This window comes from Salinisphaera sp. (genome assembly GCF_002729955.1).
In the GTDB taxonomy this organism is placed as follows: domain Bacteria; phylum Pseudomonadota; class Gammaproteobacteria; order Nevskiales; family Salinisphaeraceae; genus Salinisphaera.
On the sequence record NZ_PBYA01000028.1, the window covers coordinates 12,736 to 38,695 of the forward strand.

The window sequence follows — 25,960 nt, forward strand, 5'->3', positions numbered from 1 at the left end:
CGGGATCGGCGCGAGGCTAGATAGCCTTGCTTGAGAATCGATAACCACTGCCTCGCACGGTCTGGATGAAATGGTCGAAACCGAACGGGGCCAACGCCTTGCGCAGCCGGCGGATATGTACATCCACCGTACGCTCTTCGACGAAAACATTCTGACCCCAGACACGGTCGAGCATCTGTTCGCGCGAATATACGCGCTCGGGATTGCTCATGAAAAACCGTAGCAGCCGGTATTCCGTGGGGCCGAGCTTGACCGGCGAATCGCCGGCCGCCACGCGCTGGCTGGCCGCGTCCAGTACGAGGCCGTCCAGTTCCAGCGTTTCGTCCTCGCCGCCGGGCAGGCTGCGCCGGAGCACGGCGCGTACGCGCGCGACCAGTTCGGAGGAGGAGAAGGGCTTGGTGATGTAATCGTCGGCGCCGAGGTTGAGACCGCGCACCCGGTCGTCGGCATCCACACGCGCGGTCACCATGATTACCGGCAGCTGGGCCGTGAGCTCGTCGCGCCGTAGTTCGCGGGCGAACTCGGCGCCCGACACACCGGGCAGCATCCAGTCGAGCAACACGAGGTCCGGCCGCCGTTCAGCCATGGCAAGCCGCGCCGCCTGGGCATCCTCTGCTTCGCTGACGGCAAAATCGGCCCGCTCCAGGGCAAACCGAATCATGTCGCGGATCGGCGCTTCGTCCTCGACGATCAGAACATGCTTGTGCTGCATTACGTTGGGTCTCATGGAGATTACGACGCCGTAACGCTAGGCACTCAATATTACAACAATATGACGGTGCAGGCCGCAGGCCACACGCCGCACGGCTCAGCTCGCGTCGGCGCCCTCGAGCCCTGTCGCGACGATCTCGCGCGTGTTCTGCGACAAGTCGGCTTCTGCAATACGCGTAAGTGCGGCTCGCATCCCGTCGGCCTGGGCCGTCACATGGCGCGCCCAGTTGGTGAGCATGCCGGCAAGCGCGGCCGCGAGCTGGGGGTTGAGCCCATCCAGGCGCAGTATTTCGTCAGCGATCAAGGCATAGCCGGCGCCGTCGGCACGATGAAAGCCCACCCGGTTGCCGCGCACAAACCCGCCCAACAGCGCACGAATACGATTCGGGTTGGTGAAATCGAAGCGGCCATCACCCAGCAACTCACGCACATGCTCAACGCTATCGTCGCGACGAGTCATGGCCTGCAGACGCAGCCATTTATCCATGACCAACGGGTAATCGGCCCACTGCTCGGCGAAATCCGCCAGCACGCGCTCGCGTTCGGGCGTTTGCAGATCGCGCAGTGTTTCGAGTGCGGCCATGCGATCGGTCATGTTGTCGGCGCTGTCATAGAGCCGGGCCGCACGGGCCGCGATGCCCGGTGCTTCGATGGCGGCCAGATAATCCAGCGCCAATGCCAGTACACGCCGACGCCCGGCTTCGGCCACGTCGAACACATAGGCGCGCGTGGCGGCATGGGTGTCGGCCAGCGTTTCGAAACGCGCCGCGAAGCGCGTGGCGATCGCCTGCTTGAGATCGCGACGGGCGGCATCGATTGCGAATATGTCGATCGCATCGAACTGCTCGCCCAGCATCGCTTCGCTGGGCAGAGTCAGCATTTCGGCGAGCAGTTCGAGATCGGCCGGGGGATTGTCGAGCAGTGTCTCGATCGCTTCGAACAGATGTTCCGGCGCCGCCAACGCGGGCCTGCCCCCACGCCGCGACTCGACATCGGCGACCAGCGTTTTCAGATACAGCGCCTGGGCCGCGTCCCAACGACAGACCGGATCGCTGTCGTGCGCCATCAGCCGGGCGAGCGCCTGCTCGTTCTGGTCGTATTCCAGGCGCACCGGCGCGGTAAAGCCGCGCAGTGCCGAAACCGTCGGCTCGGCAGCAAAGCCGTCGAATGTCCAGGTCTTTTCGGCTTCGTTCAGACGCAGCACCTCCGGTTCGCGCACCGGTGCGCCGGCGCTATCAAACAGGGCGATTTCGACCGGAATATCGAACACCGGCTTATCCGCCTGGCCGTGCGTGGCCGGCGTATGCTGCGCCAGCTTAAGCTGCAGCCGGCCATTGTCGAATGCGGTGGAAACGCGCACTCGCGGCGTACCGGCCTGGGCATACCAGTGGCGGAACTGGGCCAGGTCGAGACCGGTCGACTCTTCCATGGCGAGCACGAAGTCCTCGATCGTCACCGCCTGGCCGTCGTGTTTGTCCAGGTAATGGCGTACCGCGGTAATGAACGCCTCGCGCCCTGCCATCTGCGCGATCATGCGAATCACCTCGCCGCCCTTTTCATAGACGGTGATGGTGTAGAAGTTGTTCATCTCCACGTAGGAGTCCGGGCGTACCGGATGCGCACGCGGGCCGCCGTCCTCCGGGAACTGGATCTCGCGCATGGCACGTACCTGGCGGATTCGGGTCACGCCCGGCGAACCCTGATCGATGGCGAACTGGTGCTCGCGATAGACCGTCAGCCCCTCCTTCAACGACAGCTGGAACCAATCGCGGCAGGTCACCCGGTTGCCGGTGTAGTTATGAAAGTACTCGTGGGCGACGACATCGCGCACCAGGGCAAAATCGCTGTCGGTCGCGGTATCTGCACGGGCGAATATGCAGGCCGTGTTGAACACGTTCAGGCCCTTGTTCTCCATCGCGCCCATGTTGAAGCTGCCCACGGCAACGGTGACATAGCTGTCCAGGTCGTATTCCAGTCCGTAGGTGTCTTCATCCCATGCCATGGCCTGCTTGAGCGAGGCCATGGCGTGATGGCACTGATCCTCGTTGCCGTGCTCGGTATACAGCCGTAGATCGACCGCGCGCCCCGAGGTGGTGGTGTAGCGGTCGCGGATCATGCCCAGATCGCCGGCCACCATGGCAAACAGATAACAGGGCTTGGCGTAGGGATCTTCGAATACGGCGTAGTGGCGGTCGTCATCCAGCGCGCCCTGCTCCACGCAGTTGCCGTTGGCCAGCAGCACCGGGAATTCGCCCGCGTCGGCGCTGATACGCGTGGTATAGCGCGCCATCACGTCGGGGCGATCCGGAAAATACGTGATCCGGGAAAAACCGTTTGCCTCGCACTGGGTGCACAGGATGTCGCCGGACCGGTAAAAGCCTTCGAGCGAGAGATTTTGTTCCGGGTCGATCGTGTTCTCGACGGTGAAAGTAAACGCCGACGGCGGATCGGCAATGATCAACGCATCGTCGCGCAGACTGTACTCGCCGGCCGCCAACACCTGGCCGTCGATCGCTGCCGAAACGAAGGTCATATCGCGACCGTCCAGCCGCCATTGCGAGGCGTCTGGCGCATCGGGGTTGCGGCGTACCGCATACGTCGCACGCACCCGGGTGTGATCGCTGGCGATATCGAAATCCAGATCCACCGTATCCACGAGATAGGCCGGCGGCTGGTAGTCCGCACGGTACTTGCGCTGCGTTTCGCCCGTCATAACAAGCTGCCTGCTGAGATCGTCAAAATGGTCGGCGGCGCGGCTGGCACCGCGCGTGCCGCGCTATCGCTTGCGGGTGACGACGCTGCCCGCGGAATAGCCGGCCCCGAAGCCGCAGAGCACGCCCACCTCCCCGGCGGCCATATCGTCCGAGAACTTGTGAAAGACGATCACCGGAGAGGCCGAACTGGTGTTGCCGTATTCGGCCAGCACCGACGGCATTTCGGCTTCGCTGGCCTCGCGGCCGAGGACACGCTTGCAGATGAGCGTGTTCATGTTGATGTTCGCCTGGTGCAGCCACAGCCGCTTGATGTCGGCCGCCCCCAGCTCGAGCTCGTCGGCGTGCTCGACGATCATCTGCGCCACCATCGGCGCGACATCCTTGAACACGCGGCGCCCGTTCTGGATGAACAGCCGGTCGCCGTCAGAGCGGGGTTCGGTTTCGGTACGATTGAGAAAGCCGAAGTTGTTGCGAATATTGTTCGAGAACTCGGTCTTGAGCTTGGTGCCGAGCACATCGAAGCCCTGCCCCGCCTCGACATCGTCGCCGTGCTCGATGAGTGCTGCGGTGCAGACATCGCCGAAGATGAAATGGCTGTCGCGATCACGAAAGTTCAGGTGCGCCGAGCAGATTTCCGGATTGACCATGAGCACGGTCCGGGCGCTGCCGGACTTGATCATGTCGGCCGCGGTCTGAATACCGAAGGCGGCCGAGGCACAGGCCACGTTCAGATCGAAGCCGAACTGCCCGGCACCCAGATACTTCTGAATTTCCACCGCGAGCGCCGGATAGGGGCGCGGCAGGTTCGAACAGGCCACCAGGACCGCGTCAATATCCTCCGGTCGCTTGCCCGCCTTTTCCAGGCAGGGCTCGATCGCCGCCATGGCCATCTCGCACTGCAGCGACGGCTCGTCGTTGCCACGGGTACGAATCCAGGGGTGCATCACCTCGGGATCGAGAATGCCGCTCTTTTCCACCACGTAGCGGCTCTTGATACCCGACGCCTTATAGATGAAGTCGGCGTTCGAAGGCGACAGCGCCTCCAGTTCGCCGCGTTCGATGGCGGCGGCGTTGTCGCGGTTGTAATTCTCTACGTAGGCATTGAAGGCGGTGACCAGTTCTTCGTTGGAAACCGACTCCGGCGGTGTATAGAGCCCGGAGGCCGAGATAACGACGTTGTTCACCTGTATTCCCCTTCCATGACCGACAAAGACAGCAGTGCGCGGCATTCTCGCGCGCGAGCGGCTGTGTCACAACCGTGTCTTATTCGGCCGGGCGGTTGCCGGGGGTGATCAGGCCATGGCGCGCAAGCGCGTTTTCGACGAACGGCAGCAGTTCGGCCTCGCGGCGTACCGAAAGATGCGAACCGTGATACCAGTGCATCGCCGGCTCGTCCCAATGTCGCCACAGCCGCAGCGGCTGATCCGGCTCGACCAGCTGATCGGCGGTTGCAGCGAAGATATAGCGCCGCTCGTGTGGCACCGCCGGCGTCAGATGCAGCGGCGATACGGGCGCCATGAGTTCACTCAGCGCGCGCTGCGACAGACCCTGCGCTTCCAGAAACCGCAGGTGCAGCGTCGGCATATGCGCCCACAGCGCGGCCGGGATATCGGTCAGGGGAATGCCCGCGATCACACAGGCCAGATCGGCTTCGAAAGCCGCCAGCAGCGCGGCATGATAGCCGCCCAGACTATAGCCGAGCGCGCCGATCGGCTGATCGGGCTGATCGGCTTCGATCCAGGCTTTCAGACGACGCAGATCCCACAGCCCCTGGGCCTGGGCATGGATCAGATCGGCCATGGGCCCGTCCAGAAATTCACCGCCGGTCACCCGGGCGATACTCCGGCTGCCATGCAGCGGCAGAATCGGCATGGCCACGTTCATGCCGAACTTCAGATGCAGCCGCTTGGCACGAAACAGCGACAGATCGAGTCCGTCGATGCCCATGCGATAGCCGTGGATACAGATCAGCCACGGCCGCGGCGCGCCCTCGTGGCGAAAGATGCGCGCCGCCATATGCTGGTTCGGCCGGTGGGACTCCCAGCGCGCCGCGCCCGGCAGGGCCGGGTCGGCTTCGAACTCGCTATCGAAATGCAGCCATTCGAACTCGCAGCCGCGCGATTTTGTCGGTAACAGGCGAAAGTCGGCGGGCGCGCTCGGCGTTCGGTGCCAGGCCTTGGCGCCATCGGCCCAGTAGCCGTTTTCGGCTGCCGACTGCAGCGCCAGCAGCTCGTTGTAATCGCGCTTGACCACCGCGCCCCGCGGAATACGCGCGCCGGCAACGAACAGCCCCAGCAGGGCCTCGTCGGTGGCCACCTTGCGGCACACGCCCAGCGACAACGGCGGCTGCGGCACCGCCGAAGGCCGTACCGATTCCAGCGTGGCGACCCAGCCGGCCACGAGAAAACAGGCGAGCGCGCCCACGAGTAGCAAGAGCGCCGCCCAACTTACCCAGGGGGCAAGCACCAGCGCGACCGGCAGGCTGACCAGTGCACTCAACGCCAGATACTGGGTGATCTGCCGGTCACCCGGCCACAGCAAGATCGCGGTGCCGCAGCCGAGAATCGGCACGCCCGCCAATGCGGCCGGGATCGCCACCCCCCAGGCATGGCTCCAACCGCTGGCCAGCCAGAACAGCCCCACCGCCAGCGGTATCAACGCCGCGAGCTGCCAACGGGGCTGGTTGCGCATGGCTTGTGGTTCGCTCATATGATCAACCTGGCATCGAGCAGTCGGAACGCCGGCATGCGACAAGCCGCATGCAGCATGAAATCGCTGTTTATCGGGCGCCGTTGTACGCCCGATTCGCTGCGAGCCGATGAAGGCATCGGAGAGCCGGCGCGCCGATCGGCCGGTATACCGTCAATACCGCTGGGCCACGGCAAAGATCACGACGCCGATCAGCGCGGCCAGCAAGACGCCTTGCCCCAGCCACAGCGCGGGGTGGCGCTTCTGGACCAGCCAGGTCGAAAGACCCGCCGCGGCGGTGAAACCGGCGGTCACGAGCGCGATCCGGACCACGTTATCGAAATCGCCGCCGGCGTCGGCCACCAGCTGCGGGTACGGCCACATCATCAGACAGACCACGGCATAGAGCAGCGTCGTCACCGCGCCGATACCCAGGGCCACCCAATTGAGAAAAGACAGAAGTTTCAGCGTCGGTCCCCGTGCTACGGATCGAACAGCGCACGATGAGACCGTGCGCCGTGGCATAGTACGACGCCCCGCCAACCAACGTCCATTCCATGCCCGAGATGTCCGAACCCCGTGTTGTCTTCGCCCACGGCAAGGAAAGCGGCCCCTGGGGGAGCAAGATCCAGCATCTGGCTGCCATCGCCCGCAGTCAGGGATTTGCGGTCGAAAGCCTGGATTACAGCGACCTGATGGATGCGAGCGCCCGCGTCGAACGCCTGCTGGCGCACGCGCCCACCGGCACACCCCTGATGCTGGTCGGCTCCAGTATGGGCGGCTATGTTGCAGCGATGGCCTGCGAGGCGCTTGCCCCCGATGCCCTGCTGCTGATGGCGCCCGCGCTCTACCTTGAGGGGTATCCGGGCGATCCGTCCCACTGCCCCGACGATACGGTGGTCATCCACGGCTGGGACGACGATATCGTGCCGCTGGAGGGCAGCTATGCCTTCGCCAGCGCAAGGCGCGCTGCCCTGCATGTGGTCGCCGATGGCCATCGGCTCGCCGAATCGATCGAACTCATCGGCGAACTGTTCAGCGCACAGCTGCAACGCGCTCGCGATCGCGGGTAACCACCCGCTTAAGCTCCCGCGCGCGCTGGCCCGCGTAGACGTGCTGTGCGGCCTTCGCACAGTCCGCGATCAGACGTGGGCCCTGATAGATCAGCCCGGTATACATCTGCAGCGCCGTGGCCCCGGCTTCGAGCTTGTCGGTGGCATCGCGCGCGCTCTGAATACCGCCCACCCCGATGATCGGCAGCCGCGAACCCAGGCGCGCGTAGAGCGCCGCAATGACCTGGGTAGAGCGTCTGCGTACCGGCACCCCGCTCAAGCCGCCCGCCTCGCGGGTCCAGCGTAAGTCCACGCCTTCGCGCGCGATGGTGGTGTTGGTGGCAATCACGCCATCGATCCCGTGCTGAAGCAGACGATCGGCGATGGCGTCCAGCTGGCCCTCGGTCAGGTCCGGCGCGATCTTGACCGCCAGCGGCACATAACGCGACTCGGCCTCGGCCAGGCGGTCGCGCTCTTCGCGCAGCGCGCCGAGCAGTTCGTCGAGGCTTTCCCGGCCCTGCATGTCGCGCAGGCCCTTGGTATTCGGCGACGAAATATTGATGGTCACATAGTCGGCGATGGCATAGACCGCCTTCAGCCCGGCCAGGTAATCGGCCACGGCCTGTTCCGGCGGCGTGATTGCATTCTTGCCGATATTGATCCCCAGCGCTGTCGTACTCCGTCGGTGCTTTGCGCGTTCGACCAGGGCGGCCACACCGTCGTTGTTGAACCCCATGCGGTTGATCAACGCACGCTGTTCGGGCAGCCGGAACAGGCGTGGACGGGCATTACCCGGCTGCGGCTCCGGCGTGACCGTACCCACCTCGACAAAGCCGAAGCCGAGTGCGGCCAGGCCATCGATACAACGGCCGTCCTTGTCCAGGCCGGCGGCCAGACCGATCGGGTTGGGTAATTGCAGGCCCATGAGATCGACCGGCACATGGGCGACCTTGTCGCCATACAGTCGGCGCGCGAGCACCGTGCTACGCGCAAGCGCGCCCAGGGTGACGTCGTGTGCCCTCTCCGGGTCCAACGTAAACAACGCACGCCGAGCGAACGCGTACATAACCGCTCCTGCAGATCGAACCGATGAAATCTATCCGGGCCCATATTGTGACGCCGATCACCGGCCCGTGCGAGCGGGTAGCCCGCGGCCCGGCCACCCGGCGATCAAAAGCGCGTAAAATATGTGCCGATGACGGCAACAGCTACGCAAACGTCGATTCGAACCGCCACCGGCCCCACGCCGGGCGCGCGTATCAGCGTGGCCCCCATGATGGCCTGGACCACGCGCGAGCAGCGCTATTTCATGCGCCAGATCACGCGCTCTGCCCTGCTCTATACCGAGATGGTGACCACCGGCGCGTTGATCCACGGCGATCGCGAGCGCTTTCTCGCTTATAACGCCGACGAGCATCCGATTGCCCTGCAGCTCGGCGGCAGCGATCCCGCGGCCATGGCCGACTGCGCTGTCATGGCCCAGGACCACGGCTACGACGAGGTCAATATCAACGTCGGCTGTCCGTCGGACCGTGTCCAGAATGGCACCTTTGGCGCCTGTCTGATGGGCGAGCCACAGCGCGTGGCCGACTGCGTGGCGGCGATGAAGGCACGCGTTGATATGCCGGTGACGGTCAAGACCCGCATCGGTATCGATCACCAGGACAGCTACGAGTTCCTGCAGGCGTTCACCCGCGCCGTGGCCGACGCCGGCGCCGACGCGCTGATCGTGCATGCCCGCAAGGCCTGGCTATCCGGGCTCAGCCCGAAGGAAAACCGCGAGGTTCCGCCACTCGACTATGCCCGGGTGCATGCGCTCAAGGCCGATTTCCCCGACCTTGCGATGAGCATCAATGGCGGCATCGTCGATCTGGATACGGCCGCGGCCCAGCTCGAACACCTCGACGGCGTGATGATCGGCCGCGAAGCCTATAAGAACCCCTATGTGATGGCCGCGGTGGACCGGCGCTTTTTCGACGCCGATGCCGACATACCCCGGCGCGGTGAGATCGTGGCCGCCATGCGCGGCTACATCAGCAATCACCTGGCGGCGGGCGGCGCGCTCAAGGACGTTACCCGTCACATGCTGGGTCTGTATCATGGCCAGCCAGGCGGTCGGGCCTGGCGACGCGTGCTCTCCGAGCAGGGTCATCGAAAGGACGCCGACCTGAACGTTCTCGATGCGGCACTCGCACGCGTCGAACCAACCGAGGCCGTTGCCTGATGAAGTTGCTCGCTACTGTTTTTGTTTCTCTCGCGCTATGCGCGCCCCTCGCGTTCGCCGCCGGCGACGCCAGCAAGGATGATTCCATGGTTGTTATGCATACCAATCTCGGCGATATCACGATCGAGGTTTTCGAGGACGATGCGCCGAAATCGGCGGCGAATTTCCTGCAGTACGTACGCGACGGTTTCTACGACGGCACCATCTTCCACCGCGTGATTCCGGGCTTCGTGATCCAGGGCGGCGGTTTCACCGAAGACTATCAGCAGAAGAAAACGCGTGACCCGATCGTCAACGAAGCCGACAACGGCCTGAAAAACGACCGCGGCACCCTGTCGATGGCCCGCACCAGCGATCCCAACTCGGCCACCTCGCAGTTCTTCGTGAACCTCACCGACAACGCGCCGCTCAACCCGAGCCGTGGCAACGCCGGCTATGCCGTATTCGGCAAGGTCACCGACGGCATGGACGTGGTCGACAAGATCGCCGCCACGCCGACCGGTTCGGCCGGCCCGTTCCGCCAGGATGCGCCGCAGGACCAGGTCGTAATCGAGACGGCCGAGGTCGTCGAAGACTAATCGAGGGTGGCGGTTCATCTACTTGCCGATGTCCATCTCACCGGCGACGACGACCCGAACGCCCAACGCCTGATTCGCTATCTGGACGGCCCGGCCCGCGCGGCCGAGGCCGTCTACGTGCTCGGCGATCTGTTCGATGTATGGGTCGGCGACGACGGCTCCCTGCCGACCCACGCCGGAGTAATCGACCGCTTTGCGGCCCTGGCCCGAACCGGCGTGCCGCTGTATTTCATGCGCGGTAACCGCGACTTCGCGGTGGGCGAGGCGTTCGTGGCGGCCAGCCATATGCAGATCCTCGACGACCCGGTGGTGGTCGATCTGCAGGGCACGCCCACCCTGCTGTCTCACGGCGATATCTTCTGCACCGACGACACGGCCCACCAGGCCTTTCGTGCGCGCTACACCAACCCGCGCTGGCGCGCTCGCATGATGAAGATTCCGCTCTGGCTGCGAAGACGCATCGCCCGTCGTGCCCGCCGGCGCAGCCTGCGCGGCAAGGCCCGCAAGCCGGCCCACATCATGGACGTCAACGCCGAGGCGGTACGCGAGAGCCTGCAGGCGCATGACGTAACCCGGCTCATCCACGGCCATACCCACCGCCCGGATACCCATTATTTCGATATTGAGGGCCAGGCCTGCGAACGTATCGTCCTCGCGGACTGGCGCCCGGAGCGCGTCGAGGTGCTCATCGCCGATAGCCACGGTATCGACCGCGTGGACGTCAGCTCAGGCTGAAAGCCGCACTGCCCGAGCGCGATCGGCCGTGATAATGTGAAATCATCTCATTTCACAAGCCAAACGCAGCATGAGCCAATACACCCTGATCACCGGCGCCAGCTCCGGTATCGGCGAAAGCCTCGCCCGTGAATATGCCGAGAGCGGCCACGATCTGATTCTGACTGCCCGTCGTACCGACCTCCTGGAGAAGCTGGCCGCAGAACTGCGCGAGCAACACGGTCGCACCGTTGAAGTCGTCAGCGCGGATCTGGGCGACCCCGGCGGCGTCGCCGAGCTGGCCGATACGGTCATTTCTCGCGAATGGGGCCTGCAGGGGCTGGTCAACAACGCCGGCTTTGGCGACAGCGGCCCCTTTGCCAAGCGCCCGCGCGAAAAACAGCTGGCGATGATCCAGGTCAACGTCACCGCGCTGGTGGATCTCACCCACCGTCTGCTGCCGCTGCTGCAAAAGGCCAAGGCGCCCTTCATCCTCAACGTGGCCTCGGTCGCCGCCTTCCAGGCCGGGCCGAACATGGGCGTCTACTACGCCAGCAAGGCATTCGTACTGTCATTTTCGGAAAGCCTGGCCGAGGAACTGCGCGGGCGCGTGTCGGTAAGCGCGCTCTGCCCGGGGCCGACCGAGTCCGAGTTCGCCGAGCGGGCCGAGGCGAGCAAGGCGAAGCTGTTCAAGATGGGCACGATGAGCAGCCAGCAGGTCGCCGAGATCGGCGTCAAGAATCAGAACCGCACGATCGTGATTCCGGGTATGCGCAACAAGATGATGGTCTGGAGCGGCAAGATCACGCCGCGCGCTCTGCTGCGCCGAGTCGCCTATCGCATCAATCGCTGAGCGCGGCTATGAATGACGTTTGGCGAGCCAGTCGAGTTCGTTTTCCGAGAACCGGGCTTCGCGCCGGGCCGGAAAGTTGTACGGGCCCGGCGGGCCGCCGTTCATGTATTCGTCGAGCAGCTTTGTGAAGGTGCTGTCCGGGTCGAGCCCGCGCGGTTCGGCGCAGTAGCGAAACCAGCGGGTGCCGATTTCCACATGCGGCACCTCTTCTTCGAGAATGACTTCCAGGATGGCGACGGTTTCATCGTCGCCGGCCTGGCGCAGTTTCTCGATCATGCCCGGCGTGACGTCCAGCCCGCGGGCTTCGAGTACGCGCGGCACGAGCGCCATGCGAATCATCACGTCGTGGGCGGTCTTCACCGCCATTTCCCACAGGCCGTTGTGGGCATCGAAATCCCCGTAGGTGAAGCCGTAGTCGGCCAACCGGTTGTTGAGCATCTCGAAGTGGCGTGACTCATCGGCCGCCATGCTCAGCCAGTCGGCATAGAAGGCGGCCGGCATGCCACGAAACCGATAGGCCGCGTCCAACCCGAGATTGATCGCATTGAATTCGATATGGGCAATCGCGTGGATCAACGCGGCCCGCCCGGCCGGTTTGCCCAGGCCCCGCTTGGCCAGCCGGGCCGGATGCACAAGGGCCGGCGCATCCGGGCGCCCCGGCACGACCACCGTCTCTGGCGTACCCCCGGCCTCGGCCAGCGCCGAACTGTCTGCGGCGTGCAGAGCCCGCGTCGCCGCGCACTTCTGCGCCGGGTCGCACATCATCAGCGCTGCATGGACGTCGTCGATATGCACGCTCAGCCCAGACCGCGAGCCAGATCGGCGATGATGTCTTCGACGTTTTCCAGCCCCACCGAGATACGAATCACCCCTTCCGTGATGCCGGCCCGAGCACGGTCCTCGGCCGAGATGCGGGCATGGGTCGTACTGGCCGGGTGCACGATGGTGGTACGCGTGTCGCCCAGATTCGCGGTGATCGGGAGCATCCGCGTGGCATTGATCAGCTTGAACGCCGCCTCACGGCCACCGGCCACCCGCAGCGACAGCACGCTGCCAAAGCCGCCCGGCTGCTGGCGCGCGGCGAGTTCGTGCTGGGCATGCGAGGCCAAGCCCGGGTAATAGACGTGTTCGACGCCCGGCTGGGCCACCAGCCATTCGGCGACCTGCTGGGCCGAGCGGCAATGCGCCTGCATGCGCACTTCCAGCGTTTCCAGGGCCTTGTAGAACAGCCAGGCGTTGAACGGGCTCATGGTGGGCCCGCAGGTGCGCAGAAAGCGAAACACCTTGTCGCCGACGATATCGGCATCGCCGACCACGGCACCGCCCAGGGCGCGCCCCTGGCCGTCGAGGAATTTCGTAGCCGAATGGGTCACCACATGGGCGCCGAAATCCAGCGGTCGCTGCAGGGCCGGCGTACAGAAACAGTTGTCGACCACCAGCAACGCATCGTTATCGTTGGCGATCTCGGCCAGCGCGGCCATATCCACGATTTCGGTCAGCGGATTGGAGGGCGTTTCCACGAACAGCATGCGCGTGGCGGGCGTGATCGCGGCTTTCCAGGCATCGACGTCTTCCGGCGATACAAAGGTCGTGGTGATACCGAGCTTGCCCAGATAGTTGTTGAACATTCCGATCGTGGAGCCGAACAGCGTATGCGCGGCCACGATATGGTCGCCGGCTTCGAGGGTGGCCAGACAGATCGCCAGGATCGCCGACATGCCCGAGGCCGTGGCCACGCAGCATTCGCCGCCTTCCATCGCCGCCAGACGCTTGCAGAACGCATCCACCGTGGGGTTGGTGAACCGCGAATAGATATTGCCCGGCGCGTTGCCGGCAAAGCGGTCGGCACATTCCTCGGCCGAGTCGAACACGAAGCTCGACGTCATGTAGATCGCGTTGCTGTGCTCGCTTTCGGGCGTGCGATGGGTGCCTGCACGCACACCGCGTGTGGCCGTACCCCAGCTTTCGTCGAATTCTTCGGTCATGGACAATCTCCAGGCAGACGGTTTCGGGCACAAAAAAACCCGCAGTCGCGATGCGATGCAGGCTTGCAGTCCCCGGACCGTTTAGCGGAATTTATAGGGCGCCCGCAAGCTGTTACAAATCGGCGCATATGCAGTATGAAGCCATCTGTCTACATCGGCAACCATACCGGCGCTTATCCGGCCCCGATTTGCGGATCCTGAATACGCACGTAATAAACCGCCGTTGCTGAAGCGGGATCGTCGTGACGGTCTTCTACTTCAACGTAATTCAAGGCATGGACCAATTGTCCAAGCTTCTGGTAGCCATAATTACGCGCGTCGAATGAAGGGTCGTTCTTGTTGATCTGACTACCGACCGCAGCTAGCGATGCCCAGCCATCATCTTTTGACACCGCGCTTACAGCCGACTCCATCAAGCGACGCAACACCGCATTCTTCGACTCGTCGGTGATCGCGACCCGGTCTCCGAGGTCTAGAACTTCCGTGTACAGAAATCGATCACAAGCTGAAACAAAAGCTTTCGGTGTCTTCTTTTCACCGAACCCATAAACCAACAAGCCGGACTCACGAATTCGGGTCGCTAACCGGGTGAAGTCGCTATCCGATGAAACGAGCACGAATCCATCGAGATGCCCTTGATGCAGCAAATCCATGGCGTCGATAATCAACGCTGAATCAGTCGCGTTCTTTCCCGTCGTATAGCCAAATTGCTGAATGGGTTGAATTGCGTGTTCGTTGAGTTGTTCTTTCCAGCCTTTTAAATGTGCGGTAGTCCAGTCGCCGTAGGCACGCTTGACGCTGGCTAATCCGAAAGACGCGACTTCGGCGAGCAACTGGCTACAGCGCTTAGCCTGCGCGTTATCGGCGTCAATTAGAACAGCCAGTTTGTCGTGTTGGGCTACAGCCATTAAAGCACCTTGAACGGCTCCTGGATCTCAGCCGTCGTTGTGCAGTTCCAGCACGGCATTGTCCTTGGCACGCCGATCTTCGCGGGCGGCGTCGGCACGGAACAGCTCAAGCTGCTCGAGATACGAGGCACTGATATCGGCGGTGACGTATTCGCCGGTGAACACGGAATCGTCGAAGCGCTCCAGGTCCGAGTTGCCGACGTTGACCGAGCGCACCAGGTCTTCCATATCCTGATAGATGAGCTTGTCGGCGCCAATGATTTCCGCGATCTCGTCTTCGCTATGGCCATGGGCGACCAGTTCGGTCGCGCTCGGCATGTCGATGCCGTAGACGTTGGGGTAACGCACCGGCGGCGCGGCCGAGGCGAAATAGACCTTGCGTGCACCCGCCTCGCGCGCCATTTCGATGATCTGGCGCGAGGTCGTACCGCGCACGATCGAGTCGTCGACCAGCAGTACGTTCTTGTCGGCGAACTCCAGATCGATGGGGTTGAGCTTCTGGCGCACCGATTTCGCTCGCTGCTGCTGGCCCGGCATGATGAAGGTCCGCCCGATATAGCGGTTCTTGATGAAGCCTTCGCGGTACTTCACGTCCAGCTGGCTGGCCAATTCCACCGCCGCGGTGCGGCTGGTCGACGGAATGGGAATGACCACGTCGATATCGTGATCCGGCCATTCGCGCTGGATCTTTTCGGCGAGGTACGTACCCATGCGCAGACGCGCCTTGTAGACATAGACGTCGTCGATCACCGAATCCGGACGTGACAGATAGACATACTCGAAGATGCACGGCGCATAGCTGGGCGCGTCGGCGCACTGCTGCACGTGAATCTCGCCGTCGAGGGTGATGACCACGCATTCGCCCGGGTTGATATCGTCGATCAGCTCGTAGCCCAGCGCATCGAGCGCCACCGACTCGGAGGCGATCATGTAATCGGTGCCGGCTTCGGTTTCGCGCTTGCCGTAAACCACCGGCCGAATGCCGTGCGGATCGCGAAAGCCCACCAGGCCATAGCCGGTGATCAGCGCGGTGGCGGCATAGCCGCCGCGGCAGCGCCTATGAACGGCGGTGACGGCTTCGAAGATATCCGAGGGCGCCAGCTGCAGGCGTTCGCTGCGCATCAGTTCGTGGGCGAACACGTTGAGCAGGATCTCGGAGTCGGAATCGGTGTTCAGATGACGCCGGTCGGAGCGATACAGCTCTTCCTTGAGCTGATCGGCGTTCGTCAGGTTGCCATTGTGCGAAAGGCAGATGCCGTACGGCGTGTTCACGTAGAACGGCTGGGCTTCGGCGCTGGTATCCACCCCGGCCGTGGGATAGCGCACATGCCCCACCCCGGCGTTGCCCTGAAGGCGCAGCATATGGTCGGTACGAAACACGTCGCGTACCAGGCCGTTGTCCTTGCGCAGAAACAGCCGCCCGCCACTGGTGGTGACGATGCCGGCCGCATCCTGGCCGCGGTGCTGCAGCACCGTCAGGGCGTCATACAGCTCCTGATTGACGGGGGTATGAGAAACGATTCCTACAATGCCGCACATAGCGAGACCAGTTCAGATAGAGGATAGAGAATCTTCAGCCGGCGCTGCCGGATCGGGATAGGTGATCGCGCCGGCCAGATCCGGCGGCAGGAGATCGCGCACCCGAAGCGCGCCTTCCTGTAGATGGGCGATGAATATCGACTCTTGCCACCACGCGTCGCGAGGTATCGGCGTCACTCCGGCGAGCAGCACGAGCACGATCAACACGGCGACGCCGCGCAGCACACCGAACACGCCGCCGATCGCCCGGTCGGTACCGGCGAAACCGGTCTGGTTCACCAATCGGCCGATAACGTAGTTCAAGATCGCGCCGACCAGCAGCACCAGAATGAAAATCAGACCGAACGAAACCGCCAACCGGGCCGAGGCTACCGATATCCAGCCCTGCAACAGAGCAGCGCCGGATTCGGCGAAGGAAAACGCCGCATAAAAGGCCAATAACCAGGTTGCAAGCCCGACCGCTTCGCGCAGAAAACCACGGGAGAAACCAATGACCGCAGACAGCGCGACCACCGCCAGAATGACGATATCGACCCAGATCATGGCACTCGTTCAAACCGGCCGGACGCGGGTAGTCCAGGGAAGCTGGCAAACACACACCCCGCCCGGCCGTACATGATCACTCGGCCCGGCGAACCAGCGTGGCTCGCCCGGCTCGCTTGAGCTGGGCGGCCGCCGCGTTGGCCGCGGCCTCGTTCTCGAACGGCCCGACACGCACCCGGTAATAGGTGGTGCCGTTGACCTCGCCTGCACGATAGAAGGCCTTGAATTCACTATTGAGTTCGCGTGCCACTTTCTCGGCGCTGGCCTCGTCGCGGAAACTCGCTACCTGGACCACGTAGCCCCCCGAAAACGAAGCATTCTGGCGTAGCGAACCGCTATTCGACGCGGACGACGCGGCACTCGCCGCGGTCGGTTCCGAGGGTTCCTGGCCCGCCGGTTCGGGTTCGGGTTCGGGCGCAGCAGATTGCTCGGGCTCGCTCTGCACCGGCGTACGCTCCGGCACGGCCGCCGGGGACACGGCGTCCGGCAGGTCCGGGGTTTCCACTTCTTCCGGCTCGGGCTCGGCCGCGCGGCGTTCGTTGTCGGCCACACCGCTGGCGCCATCGACATCGTCGCGCACCGGCGTGTCACCGTCATCGGCGCTTGCCGGGCGCGCTTCGCCATCCGGGGCAACTTCGTAGACACGCATGGCCTCGGTTTCGCCGTCGCCACCCTGCATGCAGCGTGCCAGCAGCAACGGCAATGCGATGCCGAGAACGACCAGAACCGTGGCTCCGACAACTCGTTTTTTCATTACATCCTTCATGACGGCATTGGCCTCCGGGCGTGCGCCACGGTAAGAAACGAACCACACACGACCACGCGATCTCCGGCCTCGCTGGCTGCCAGCGCCGCGCTCAACGCAGCAGCCGGCGACTCGAAACACCCACCTTCGATACCGGCACGCCGGGCCAGCTCCCGTGCTGAAAGACCGCGACTGCCCAGCGTATCCAGCCCTGCGAAATAGAACCGGTCGGCGATCTTTTCAAGGTGTGCGATCACCGTTTCGACCGGTTTGTCCGCGAGCATGCCCAATACGACGTGCGTCTGGCCGGGCACGCGTTCGCTGGCCAGTTCCGTGGCGAGCACCGCGACCGCCTCGGCATTGTGGGCGACATCGTAGATGATCGGGACGGCGGCGTCGACGCGCTCGCGACGCCCGACCAGCCGAGCCTGTGCACGACAGGCGTTGTCGATCGCCGCCGCACCCGGCAGCGTACCGGTCAGCGCATCAACGACGGCCAGAGCGCCGGCGAGATTGTCAGCCAGCACGCCGCGCACCCGCGACAGTTCACGCCTGCGGCCGCCGCGATGAAAAGACCAGCCGCCGGCAACGTATTCGATATCGAATGCTTCGCCGATGCCTTCCAGCCGTGCGCCGATCTCCCGGGCATGACGCGCCAGCGAGGCCGGCGGCTGACGATCGCAACAAATGGCCGGGCGATCCGGGCGCATCACCCCCGCCTTCTCGTAGCCGATGCTTTCCCGATCGTTGCCGAGCCAGTCGAGATGATCGAGGCCAATGTTGGTGATCAGCGCGACATCGGCGTCGACGATATTCACCGCATCCAGACGCCCGCCCAGGCCAACCTCGAGCACGGCATAATCCACGCGCTCGGCATCGAACAACCAGAGCGCGGCCAGCGTGCCGTACTCGAAAAACGTCAGCGAGGTCTCTCCGCGTGCGGCTTCCACGGCCTTGAAGGCACGCAGCAGCGCGGCATCCGAGACCGGCGCGCCGTCGATACGAAAGCGCTCGTTGTAGCGCCACAGATGCGGCGAGGTATAGGTGCCCACCCGGGCCCCGTCAGACAGCAGCTGCTCGATAAGCGCCGCACAGCTGCCCTTGCCATTGGTGCCGGCAACGATTACGCGTCGGGCACGGCCCGTGGGTACGCCCAGGCGGTGGGCCACCTCGGCCACCCGAGACAGGCCCAGCTCCATCTCGCTGGCATGCAGCGTGAGCTGCCAGGCCAGCCAGTCGTCGACGCTGCCTTCGAGCGGCGCAGGTTCGTTCACGTTACATCGGCGGCCTGTTCGGACGCGGCATCGTGATGCATGAATACGGAGACGACTTTGTGAATGCGGTCACGCAGGTGGCGGCGTTCGACGATCATGTCGATCGCGCCGTGCTCGAGCAGAAATTCGCTGCGCTGAAAACCTTCCGGCAGGGTCTGCTTGACCGTCTGCTCGATCACGCGCGGGCCGGCGAAGCCGATGAGCGCTTCCGGTTCGGCCACGTTGATATCGCCCAGCATGGCGTAACTTGCGGCCACGCCGCCCATGGTCGGATGGGTCAGCACCGACACGAACGGCAGGCCGCGATCGGCCAGACGGGTGAGCGCCGTACTGGTCTTGCCCATCTGCAGCAAAGAGAACAGACCTTCCTGCATGCGGGCGCCACCGCTGGCGGAAAAGAATATGAACGGGCAATTGCGCTCGATGGCGCCGTGCACGCCGCGTACGAAGGCTTCGCCGACGACGCTGCCCATGGACCCGCCCATGAAGCCAAAGTCCAGTGCGCCTGCCACCACCGGCATCTGCTTGAGCGTACCGGCCATCACCAGCGCGGCTTCGCGTTCGCCGGAATCCTTCTGCGCCTGGCTCAGGCGCTCGCGATACTTGCGGCTGTCGCGAAACTTGAGCGGGTCACGCGGCTCTATGCCCAACGCCAGCTCTTCGCGATTGTCGGGGTCGAGAAACAGGTCGAGCCGCTTGCGCGCGCGCAGGCGCTGGTGTGCATTGCACTTCGGGCAGACTTCCAGCGCGCGCTCCATTTCCGCGCTGTAAAGCACCGCGCCGCAATTGCTGCATTTGGTCCACAGTCCTTCGGGGACCGTGCTTTTCTTTGCCGCCGAGTCGTTGCGCATCTGCGACGGCATGAGTTTTTCGAGCCAGCTCATGCGCGGCGTGCCTCCCCTTGCGTATTGTCCTGTTCGTCGATCGCGCGACGCATGGCCGACAGCGTATCGCGTAACGCGGCCTGGGTGGCGTCGCGGTCGGCCCCGTGTTCGGCGATCTGGCGCACGAGCGCGCTGCCCACCACCACGGCATCAGCCACCCGCGATACATCGGCGGCGTTTTCCGGCGTGCTCACACCGAAACCCACGGCGACCGGCAGCTGGGTTTTAGCGCGAATACGCTCAACGCTTGCCGCCAGCGACGATACGTCCAGGCTCGCCGAGCCGGTCACGCCCTTGAACGATACGTAGTAGATGAAACCGCTTGCCTTGGCGCAGATCTTTTCGATGCGGGCATCGCCCGTGGTGGGCGCGATAAGACAGACCGCGTCGAGCCCGGCGTCTTCCAGCGTCGGTACGACGTCGGGCGCCTCTTCGGCGGTCATGTCGACGATGAGCACGCCGTCCACGCCCGCCTTTTGTGCGCGCTCGGCGAATGTATCCAGCCCCATGCGATCGACGGGGTTGAGATAACCCATCAACACGATCGGCGTTTCATTATCGCGCTGACGGAACTCCGTGACGATATCCAGCACGCCCGACAGGCTCATGCCAGCCGCCAGGGCCCGTTCGCAGGCACCCTGAATGACCGGCCCATCGGCCATGGGATCGGTGAACGGCACGCCCACTTCCAGCACGTCGGCGCCGGCCTCGACCAGGGCATGCATGAAGCCCGCGGTCGCGTCCGGCGCCGGATCGCCGGCGGTGAGATACGGGATCAGCGCGCTACGGCCCTGCTCGCGAAGTGCGCCCAGACGGCTGGCCAGACGGCTCACAGCGATTCTCCTGCGGCTTCGGCGACGCTGTTCATATCCTTGTCGCCGCGCCCGGACATGTTCACCAGAACGATCTGATCCGGCTTCATCGTGGCCGCCAGCTTCTGGGCGTAGGCCACGGCATGGGCGGATTCCAGCGCCGGCATGATGCCCTCGATACGAGTGCATTCATGGAATGCGTTGAGCGCTTCGGTATCGGTGATGTCGACGTAGTGCGCACGCCCGATATCCTTGAGCCAGGAGTGCTCGGGGCCTACACCCGGATAGTCGAGCCCGGCGGACACGGAGTGCGTACCGCTGATCTGGCCGTTGTCGTCCTGCATCAGGTAAGTGCGATTGCCGTGCAGCACGCCGGAACGCCCGGCCGACAGCGGCGCCGCATGGCGGCCGGTGGCCACCCCGTCGCCGCCGGCTTCCACGCCGTAGATCTGTACGTCTTCGTCGTCGAGGAACGGATAGAAGATGCCGATCGCATTCGAGCCGCCGCCCACACAGGCCACCACCGCATCCGGCAGCCGATCCAGACGTTCGAGCATCTGACGCCGGGACTCGCGCCCGATCACGGCCTGGAAATCGCGCACCATGGCCGGATAGGGATGCGGGCCGGCGACCGTGCCGATGATGTAGAAGGTATCGTCGACATGGGCCACCCAGTCGCGCAATGCCTCGTTCATGGCGTCCTTGAGCGTCTTCGATCCGGATTCCACCGGCCGCACCTCGGCGCCGAGCAGACGCATGCGATAGACGTTGGTGGCCTGGCGGCGCATGTCTTCGCTGCCCATGAACACCACGCACTCCAGCCCCAGCCGGGCGGCCACCGTGGCCGTGGCCACGCCGTGCTGGCCAGCACCGGTTTCGGCGATGATGCGTTTCTTGCCCATCCGGGCCGCCAGCAGCGCCTGGCCGATGGTGTTGTTGATCTTGTGCGCGCCGGTATGGTTCAGATCTTCACGCTTGAACCAGATCTGGGCGCCACCCGCCTTCTTGGACAGACGCTCGGCGTGGTAGATCGGCGTCGGCCGCCCGACGTAGTCGGCCAGATCGTTGTCGAGTGCGGCCATGAAGGCCGGATCGTTACGCGCGGCTTCGTAGGCTTCGGACAGTTCATCGAGCGGCGCCATCAGCGTTTCGGCAACGAAGCGCCCGCCGTAGGGGCCGAAATGGCCACGCACGTCCGGCATGTTGCGCCAGGCGTGAACCAGCGGTGTGCCGGGGTCGAGCTGCTGGGGTTCGGGTGTATTCATACTTCAAGCCTCCGTTCGATCGAAACGCCCGATCGGGCGTCGCTCGTCAATCCTAGTTCTTCGCCTCAGCCCGGCTCGGCCTGCTCGCCTTGCCGGCGCTCGATACCGCCGGGCCGGGCGCGGCTCACGGCAGCGGTGAAAGCACGCACCTTGTCGGCATCCTTGATACCCGGTGCGCTCTCGACCCCGCTGCTCACATCCACCGCATACGGCTGAAAACGCTGAATGGCTTCACCGACGTTGTCGGCATGCAGGCCACCGGCGATGATGATGGGCATATCGGGCATCGCGGCCTCACGCTGCCAGTCAAAGGTCTTGCCGCTGCCACCGGCTGCACCGGCACGGTTGGCGTCGAGCAACAGCCCCTGCGCATCGTGATAATAATCGGCCCAGGCCCTCGGCTCGACGTTTTCTTCGCCCATCGGCACGCTCTTGAGGAACGGCCAGGCGAAACGCCGACAGAACTCCGCCGTCTCGCGACCATGAAACTGGAGCGCGTCCGGACGCAGCTCGTCGAGCACGGTTTGCACCGCAGCGGGCGCCGGTTCGAGAAACAGCGCCACCCTCGCCACGAACGGCGGCAGCCGGCGGCTTATTTCACAGGCGTGCTGAACGTCGATGGCCCGGGCGCTGGCTTCGTGAAAGACGAAACCGATCGCATCCGCGCCCGCATCCACGCAGGCCAGCGCGTCTTCAAGGCGCGTGATGCCACAAATCTTGATGCGTACTCGTTTCATAGCCGTCGCGATGGCGAATGACCCGTGTTTGCCAATACGACAGTTTACCAGCCGTCGTCATCCAGCGCCGGGGCGGGCAGCTCGAATTCCGGCGGATAGTACACACGACGCAGCGAAAGACCCTGGGCGGGTGCGGTCATGCCGGCACGGCGTCGGTCGCCTTCGGCCAGCAACTGGGCTATCCATTCGCTGTCGTACTGGCCGCGCCCGATCGGCAACAGGCTGCCCACGATATTGCGCACCATATGATGCAGAAAGGCGTTGGCGTGGACTTCCAGGCGCACCCAGTCCCCGCGGCGTACGACATCGCAACGGGTGAGTTCGCGCCACGGCGTCTTCGCCTGACAGGCCGCGGCTCGAAACGCGCTGAAGTCTTGATAACCGAGCAGATGCTGGGCCGCCTCGTGCATGGCGCCTTCATCGAGCCGGTGGTGGGAATGATAGGCACGGTTGCGCCACAGCGCGCTCGGCGCGGTGCGATCCAGAATCCAGTAACGATACTCCCGTGCGATCGCGCCGAAACGCGCATGAAAATCGGTCGAGATCGGCATCACCCACTGCAGGGCGACATCGTCGGGCAAATAGCGATTGGTACCGAGCAGCCACGCCCGTTCGCTGCGCTGCACGTCGGTATCGAAATGCACGATCTGGCCCTGGGCATGCACGCCTGTATCGGTACGCCCGCTGCAGACGGTACGAATCGGCGTCGCGGCCAGGCGCGACAGCGCGGCTTCGAGGGTGTCCTGAACGCTCGCCGTGTGCGGCTGACTCTGCCAACCGTGATAGGCCGAGCCATCGTATTCAACACAGGCTGCCCAGCGCACTAACGCGCCCTCCCGCAGACGCACATTGCGCGGCATGAAAACACGGCGACGCCCGACGGCGCGGCCGCGGTGTGCGGTTCGATGAAGGACATCCGCATAGGATTCGGACGGCTAGGGTCTGCCGTGGGTACGTCGAGTAAAGAAAAACGCCGGCGGCCAGGCCTGTTCAGGCTCGGCCGGCATGCCGGCCGCCGGCAGTATGAACAGGCCCTAGAGCTTGTTCAACAACTCGGTCGCGGTCGCGCGCTGCGTTTCATCGCCCTCTTTCTGCACGTCTTCGAGCAGTTCGCGCGCCGCGGTGTTGTCTTCCATCTCGATATACATGCGCGCAAGATCGAGACGGATTTCGACCGGATCGGTATCACCGTCCTCGCCGTTCTCGTTATCGCTGCCGTCGTCGAGGTCGAAGCCGTCGGTATCGATGGTCTGGATCGATTTGGGCTCGGGCTTGGGCGCCGACTCGCGCGGACTGTCCAGATCGAACGTCAGGCCCGGCTCGTCGCCCTGATCGTGCTCGCGCTCGTCACCGCCTTCGATCTTCTGGTCTTCCCACTCGAAGCCATCCATATCGGCCGCCGTGTCGCGGCGACCCTGGCCTTGCGCCGCGGCATCCTCGCCACGAGCAGAGGGCGTCGGGGCGGGGTCGACGTCGTCGCTCGACTCGTCGATGCTGAAAAAACGCTCGGCCGCGGCGTCGTCTTCTTCCGGCACCGGCGGCAGTTCGTCGTCGAGGCCGCTGTCGTTGCTCGACATGAAGCTGTCGTACAGCGCATCGGCCGACTCGGCGTCCGGCTGGGCCGACCCGTCTTCCTCGGCGGGTGTCGCAGCGGGGCTATCGCCTTCCAGGCCGAGCGCGAAACGCGGATCCTGCGGGCGTAGAACCCGACCCATGGAGGCAACGCCGGCCCAGCGCACACCGTTGTCGCTGAGCGCCGTGCCGAAACGCTCGATGTTGGCCATGAAAGCCTGATCGTCGCCGGTGAGATAGTCCAGCTCGAGCCGCTTGTCCTGCAACGCACTGTCGTTGGGATGCTCTTTCAGCCCGGCTTCAAGGGTTTCGCGTGCTTGGTCGAACTCGCCGGCCTTGATCTGGGTCTCGGCGCGTTCAATGCGCTGCGACGGCCGGCCCGTATCCGGCGCCGGGGCGATATGCGCCTGGCGCGGCTCGCCCGCCGCCGGCAGCGGCTCGTCAACGGTCGGTTCGGCCGCATGCCCACCTTCGGCCTCGAAATGCAGCGGCACCGGCTTGTACTGCCGGCGTCGACGCCAGGCCAGAAGCAGCCCCACGAGGCCCAGCCCCCCGGCAAACAACAACAGGTTGCGCGGACGCAGCAGGCCGTCGGTGCCGGATGCCCCGACGACATCCGTATCCGACGACGGCAGCGGCCGGTAGTCGCCCCCTTCGCTCGCGTTGACATCGTCACCATCGACCGCAACGGCCGAAGACGAGTCGACGCCGTCGTTTTCGCTATCGGTCGTCAGCGCGGGTTCGGCGGTGTTGCCGGTCAGCGTATCCGGTGATTCAGCAGGCGACGTCGTGCCTGGGGCAGTCGGCTCGGCGGTGTCCGCAACCGCCGTATCATTGTCGACCGCTGCCGTATTGCCTGCGTCATCGACCGGCGAGCCTGTGCTCGTGGTCGCATCGACCTCGCCGACCGAGCCTGTCGAGGGCGCAACGGAATCGGGTGTGGCCCCACCTTCGGCAACCATCGGATCGGCCTCACCCGGATCGGCCTCGCCCTGGCCGGCTTCGCCGACCTCGGTGGTGGCGGGTGTGGCCGGGCCGGTTTCGTTGCCGGCGCTGTCGAAATCGGGCATGGCCAGCCGGCCGAAACCGGCCGTACCGACCTCGCCCCGACCATCGATACGCGACGGTTCCAGACGCAAACGCGCATCGGTGGTCGCCGAGGAGACATCGGCCGTGGGACCGGCGCGATCGACCGCGGTCGCGGCATCGGCCTGGGCCAGGCGCTCCATTGCCTCGGCCTGCTGCTGGCGCACGACCGCGCGTGCCTCGCCGTTTTCTATGGCACGAATACGTTCGACCGGCGGTACAGAGAGCATCGCGCCGCGTAGCAGGATGTTCATGTTGTCGCTGAACGCCTGTGGGTTGTTGCGATAGATCGCGACCTGCATCTGGTCCAGCGTGGTACCGGGCCGACGCAGATCAGCCGCGATACGCGACAGCGTTTCGCCGGCCTGTACCGGACCATAGCGATCGGGCACGGGCTCGGCTGCGCTGGTGCTCGACGCAGTGCCGGCCGCCGGGCCTGCGTTTGCCGGCGAGCGTGCCGGTGTCGGCTGTTGCGACGCCCGCGGCCGCGGGTTTGCAGCGCCGGGCTGCGGCGCGCTCGCCTCGGTCTGTGGTTGGACCTGGGTCCCGGCCTGAGTCCCGGCCGGGGCCTGGCCGGGCGGATCGAGCAGGACCGTGTATTCGCGCAGGGCGCGGCCGCTGCCGGTATCGGCCTCGATGAGAAAACGCAGGAACGGTTCCTGAACCGGCGCATCGGTGGTCAGGCGCAACAGCACCTGACTGTCCTCATTACCCGGCGCGGCCACGATACGGATACGATCCGCCAGGCTTGTACGCTGGATTCCGAAACGCCGGAACATGTCGGCGCTGGCCATATCGACCTGCAGCGCCGTCTTTTCTTCGGGCGTGAGCGCCACGAGATTGATCGTGGCGTTCAGCGGTTCGTTAAGCGCCGAATGCACGCGAATGGTCCCGAACCCAAGCGCGGATGCCACGCCCGCGTTCCCCAACAAGGCGGCCACGGCTGCAGTCTGCAGCCCGCGCCTCAAACACGATTTTGAATCGACCACGGCGCCTGCGTATCCCCCTGAATCCGACCCTCGTCTTCGCATGCGAAGCTCAAGGGCCGACGCGCCTGGCAGCCTGCCGGCCCGGCG

24 protein-coding genes are annotated in these 25,960 nt (G+C 64.5%); 5 read left to right on the forward strand and 19 right to left on the reverse strand.

The window, feature by feature from the left end:
- Positions 1-16: 16 nt before the first annotated feature.
- The 5 genes from phoB to CMN27_RS07650 all read right to left on the reverse strand — a co-directional run bounded on the left by phoB (position 17) and on the right by CMN27_RS07650 (position 6,533).
- Entirely contained in the window at positions 17-712 is a 696-nt protein-coding gene (gene phoB, locus CMN27_RS07630) for a phosphate regulon transcriptional regulator PhoB (protein WP_293625497.1), read from the reverse strand.
- A 96-nt stretch (positions 713-808) separates the two neighbouring features.
- Positions 809-3,424 carry an aminopeptidase N gene (pepN, locus tag CMN27_RS07635; protein WP_293625306.1) on the reverse strand — a complete coding sequence of 872 codons (2,616 nt, stop codon included), beginning with the start codon at positions 3,422-3,424 and terminating at the stop codon, positions 809-811.
- A gap of 63 nt (positions 3,425-3,487) precedes the next feature.
- Positions 3,488-4,609 carry a beta-ketoacyl-ACP synthase III gene (locus CMN27_RS07640; protein ID WP_293625308.1) on the reverse strand — a complete coding sequence of 374 codons (1,122 nt, stop codon included), beginning with the start codon at positions 4,607-4,609 and terminating at the stop codon, positions 3,488-3,490.
- A gap of 79 nt (positions 4,610-4,688) precedes the next feature.
- Complete coding sequence (locus CMN27_RS07645; RefSeq protein WP_293625310.1) at positions 4,689-6,134, reverse strand: hypothetical protein; 1,446 nt, start codon at positions 6,132-6,134, stop codon at positions 4,689-4,691.
- A gap of 153 nt (positions 6,135-6,287) precedes the next feature.
- Positions 6,288-6,533, reverse strand: coding sequence for a hypothetical protein (locus tag CMN27_RS07650; protein WP_293625312.1), 246 nt, complete (start codon positions 6,531-6,533; stop codon positions 6,288-6,290).
- Between the two features lie 137 nt (positions 6,534-6,670).
- Here CMN27_RS07650 and CMN27_RS07655 point away from each other — a divergent pair, with 137 nt between their 5' ends.
- Positions 6,671-7,186, forward strand: a complete 516-nt coding sequence (locus CMN27_RS07655) for a YqiA/YcfP family alpha/beta fold hydrolase (protein ID WP_293625314.1) — start codon at positions 6,671-6,673, stop codon at positions 7,184-7,186.
- Here CMN27_RS07655 and CMN27_RS07660 read toward each other — a convergent pair.
- Positions 7,149-8,231 carry a quinone-dependent dihydroorotate dehydrogenase gene (locus tag CMN27_RS07660; RefSeq protein WP_293625316.1) on the reverse strand — a complete coding sequence of 361 codons (1,083 nt, stop codon included), beginning with the start codon at positions 8,229-8,231 and terminating at the stop codon, positions 7,149-7,151. The genes CMN27_RS07655 and CMN27_RS07660 overlap by 38 nt on opposite strands.
- A 129-nt stretch (positions 8,232-8,360) precedes the next feature.
- Here CMN27_RS07660 and dusA point away from each other — a divergent pair, with 129 nt between their 5' ends.
- From dusA to CMN27_RS07680, 4 genes are all read left to right on the forward strand, one after another.
- A complete protein-coding gene (gene dusA, locus CMN27_RS07665; protein ID WP_293625318.1) occupies positions 8,361-9,389 on the forward strand; it encodes a tRNA dihydrouridine(20/20a) synthase DusA in 1,029 nt (342 codons plus the stop codon).
- 86 nt (positions 9,390-9,475) lie between these two features.
- Positions 9,476-9,967, forward strand: coding sequence for a peptidylprolyl isomerase (locus tag CMN27_RS07670; RefSeq protein ID WP_293625320.1), 492 nt, complete (start codon positions 9,476-9,478; stop codon positions 9,965-9,967).
- 6 nt (positions 9,968-9,973) lie between these two features.
- Positions 9,974-10,702 carry a UDP-2,3-diacylglucosamine diphosphatase gene (locus CMN27_RS07675; protein ID WP_293625322.1) on the forward strand — a complete coding sequence of 243 codons (729 nt, stop codon included), beginning with the start codon at positions 9,974-9,976 and terminating at the stop codon, positions 10,700-10,702.
- Positions 10,703-10,772: 70 nt separating this feature from the next.
- Positions 10,773-11,534, forward strand: a complete 762-nt coding sequence (locus CMN27_RS07680; protein WP_293625324.1) for an SDR family oxidoreductase — start codon at positions 10,773-10,775, stop codon at positions 11,532-11,534.
- Positions 11,535-11,540: 6 nt separating this feature from the next.
- Here the strand turns inward: CMN27_RS07680 and CMN27_RS07685 are convergent, their stop codons facing one another.
- The 13 genes from CMN27_RS07685 to CMN27_RS07745 form a co-directional block, all read right to left on the reverse strand.
- Positions 11,541-12,335, reverse strand: coding sequence for a ferritin-like domain-containing protein (locus CMN27_RS07685; protein WP_366515425.1), 795 nt, complete (start codon positions 12,333-12,335; stop codon positions 11,541-11,543).
- Positions 12,332-13,519, reverse strand: coding sequence for an O-succinylhomoserine sulfhydrylase (locus tag CMN27_RS07690; protein ID WP_293625328.1), 1,188 nt, complete (start codon positions 13,517-13,519; stop codon positions 12,332-12,334). The genes CMN27_RS07685 and CMN27_RS07690 overlap by 4 nt, the downstream gene beginning before the upstream one ends.
- Before the next feature lie 173 nt (positions 13,520-13,692).
- Positions 13,693-14,427 carry an NYN domain-containing protein gene (locus tag CMN27_RS07695; RefSeq protein WP_293625330.1) on the reverse strand — a complete coding sequence of 245 codons (735 nt, stop codon included), beginning with the start codon at positions 14,425-14,427 and terminating at the stop codon, positions 13,693-13,695.
- Positions 14,428-14,454: 27 nt separating this feature from the next.
- Positions 14,455-15,966: an amidophosphoribosyltransferase gene (gene purF, locus CMN27_RS07700; protein ID WP_293625332.1), complete on the reverse strand. Its 1,512-nt coding sequence runs from the start codon at positions 15,964-15,966 to the stop codon at positions 14,455-14,457.
- Positions 15,967-15,978: 12 nt separating this feature from the next.
- Positions 15,979-16,509 carry a CvpA family protein gene (locus CMN27_RS07705; RefSeq protein ID WP_293625334.1) on the reverse strand — a complete coding sequence of 177 codons (531 nt, stop codon included), beginning with the start codon at positions 16,507-16,509 and terminating at the stop codon, positions 15,979-15,981.
- A 76-nt stretch (positions 16,510-16,585) separates the two neighbouring features.
- Positions 16,586-17,263 carry an SPOR domain-containing protein gene (locus tag CMN27_RS07710; RefSeq protein WP_293625336.1) on the reverse strand — a complete coding sequence of 226 codons (678 nt, stop codon included), beginning with the start codon at positions 17,261-17,263 and terminating at the stop codon, positions 16,586-16,588.
- A gap of 8 nt (positions 17,264-17,271) precedes the next feature.
- On the reverse strand, positions 17,272-18,528 hold the full coding sequence (folC, locus tag CMN27_RS07715) for a bifunctional tetrahydrofolate synthase/dihydrofolate synthase (protein WP_293625338.1): 1,257 nt from the start codon (positions 18,526-18,528) through the stop codon (positions 17,272-17,274).
- On the reverse strand, positions 18,525-19,412 hold the full coding sequence (gene accD / locus CMN27_RS07720) for an acetyl-CoA carboxylase, carboxyltransferase subunit beta (protein ID WP_293625340.1): 888 nt from the start codon (positions 19,410-19,412) through the stop codon (positions 18,525-18,527). Before accD ends, folC begins: the two co-directional genes overlap by 4 nt.
- The gene (gene trpA / locus CMN27_RS07725; RefSeq protein WP_293625342.1) at positions 19,409-20,245 is read right to left on the reverse strand and encodes a tryptophan synthase subunit alpha; all 837 of its coding nucleotides are present in this window, start codon (positions 20,243-20,245) and stop codon (positions 19,409-19,411) included. Before trpA ends, accD begins: the two co-directional genes overlap by 4 nt.
- Entirely contained in the window at positions 20,242-21,426 is a 1,185-nt protein-coding gene (trpB, locus tag CMN27_RS07730; protein ID WP_366515426.1) for a tryptophan synthase subunit beta, read from the reverse strand. The genes trpA and trpB overlap by 4 nt, the downstream gene beginning before the upstream one ends.
- Before the next feature lie 128 nt (positions 21,427-21,554).
- Positions 21,555-22,226, reverse strand: coding sequence for a phosphoribosylanthranilate isomerase (locus tag CMN27_RS07735; protein ID WP_293625345.1), 672 nt, complete (start codon positions 22,224-22,226; stop codon positions 21,555-21,557).
- Positions 22,227-22,270: 44 nt separating this feature from the next.
- Positions 22,271-23,050, reverse strand: coding sequence for a tRNA pseudouridine(38-40) synthase TruA (gene truA / locus CMN27_RS07740; protein WP_293625346.1), 780 nt, complete (start codon positions 23,048-23,050; stop codon positions 22,271-22,273).
- A 210-nt stretch (positions 23,051-23,260) separates the two neighbouring features.
- Positions 23,261-25,798: a FimV/HubP family polar landmark protein gene (locus CMN27_RS07745; protein ID WP_293625347.1), complete on the reverse strand. Its 2,538-nt coding sequence runs from the start codon at positions 25,796-25,798 to the stop codon at positions 23,261-23,263.
- Positions 25,799-25,960 lie beyond the last annotated feature (162 nt).

Bases quoted from the DNA above. Each gene is read 5' to 3' on its own strand.
- CMN27_RS07645 (WP_293625310.1), bottom strand. From the start codon at position 6,134: ATGAGCGAACCACAAGCCATGCGCAACCAGCCCCGTTGGCAGCTCGCG.
- accD (WP_293625340.1), bottom strand. From the start codon at position 19,412: ATGAGCTGGCTCGAAAAACTCATGCCGTCGCAGATGCGCAACGACTCG.
- CMN27_RS07705 (WP_293625334.1), bottom strand. From the start codon at position 16,509: ATGATCTGGGTCGATATCGTCATTCTGGCGGTGGTCGCGCTGTCTGCG.
- CMN27_RS07670 (WP_293625320.1), top strand. From the start codon at position 9,476: ATGGTTGTTATGCATACCAATCTCGGCGATATCACGATCGAGGTTTTC.
- CMN27_RS07695 (WP_293625330.1), bottom strand. From the start codon at position 14,427: ATGGCTGTAGCCCAACACGACAAACTGGCTGTTCTAATTGACGCCGAT.
- dusA (WP_293625318.1), top strand. From the start codon at position 8,361: ATGACGGCAACAGCTACGCAAACGTCGATTCGAACCGCCACCGGCCCC.
- phoB (WP_293625497.1), bottom strand. From the start codon at position 712: ATGCAGCACAAGCATGTTCTGATCGTCGAGGACGAAGCGCCGATCCGC.
- CMN27_RS07710 (WP_293625336.1), bottom strand. From the start codon at position 17,263: ATGAAAAAACGAGTTGTCGGAGCCACGGTTCTGGTCGTTCTCGGCATC.
- CMN27_RS07690 (WP_293625328.1), bottom strand. From the start codon at position 13,519: ATGACCGAAGAATTCGACGAAAGCTGGGGTACGGCCACACGCGGTGTG.
- CMN27_RS07735 (WP_293625345.1), bottom strand. From the start codon at position 22,226: ATGAAACGAGTACGCATCAAGATTTGTGGCATCACGCGCCTTGAAGAC.
- pepN (WP_293625306.1), bottom strand. From the start codon at position 3,424: ATGACGGGCGAAACGCAGCGCAAGTACCGTGCGGACTACCAGCCGCCG.
- CMN27_RS07680 (WP_293625324.1), top strand. From the start codon at position 10,773: ATGAGCCAATACACCCTGATCACCGGCGCCAGCTCCGGTATCGGCGAA.
- CMN27_RS07655 (WP_293625314.1), top strand. From the start codon at position 6,671: ATGCCCGAGATGTCCGAACCCCGTGTTGTCTTCGCCCACGGCAAGGAA.
- CMN27_RS07660 (WP_293625316.1), bottom strand. From the start codon at position 8,231: ATGTACGCGTTCGCTCGGCGTGCGTTGTTTACGTTGGACCCGGAGAGG.
- trpB (WP_366515426.1), bottom strand. From the start codon at position 21,426: ATGCCGGACGTGCGTGGCCATTTCGGCCCCTACGGCGGGCGCTTCGTT.
- purF (WP_293625332.1), bottom strand. From the start codon at position 15,966: ATGTGCGGCATTGTAGGAATCGTTTCTCATACCCCCGTCAATCAGGAG.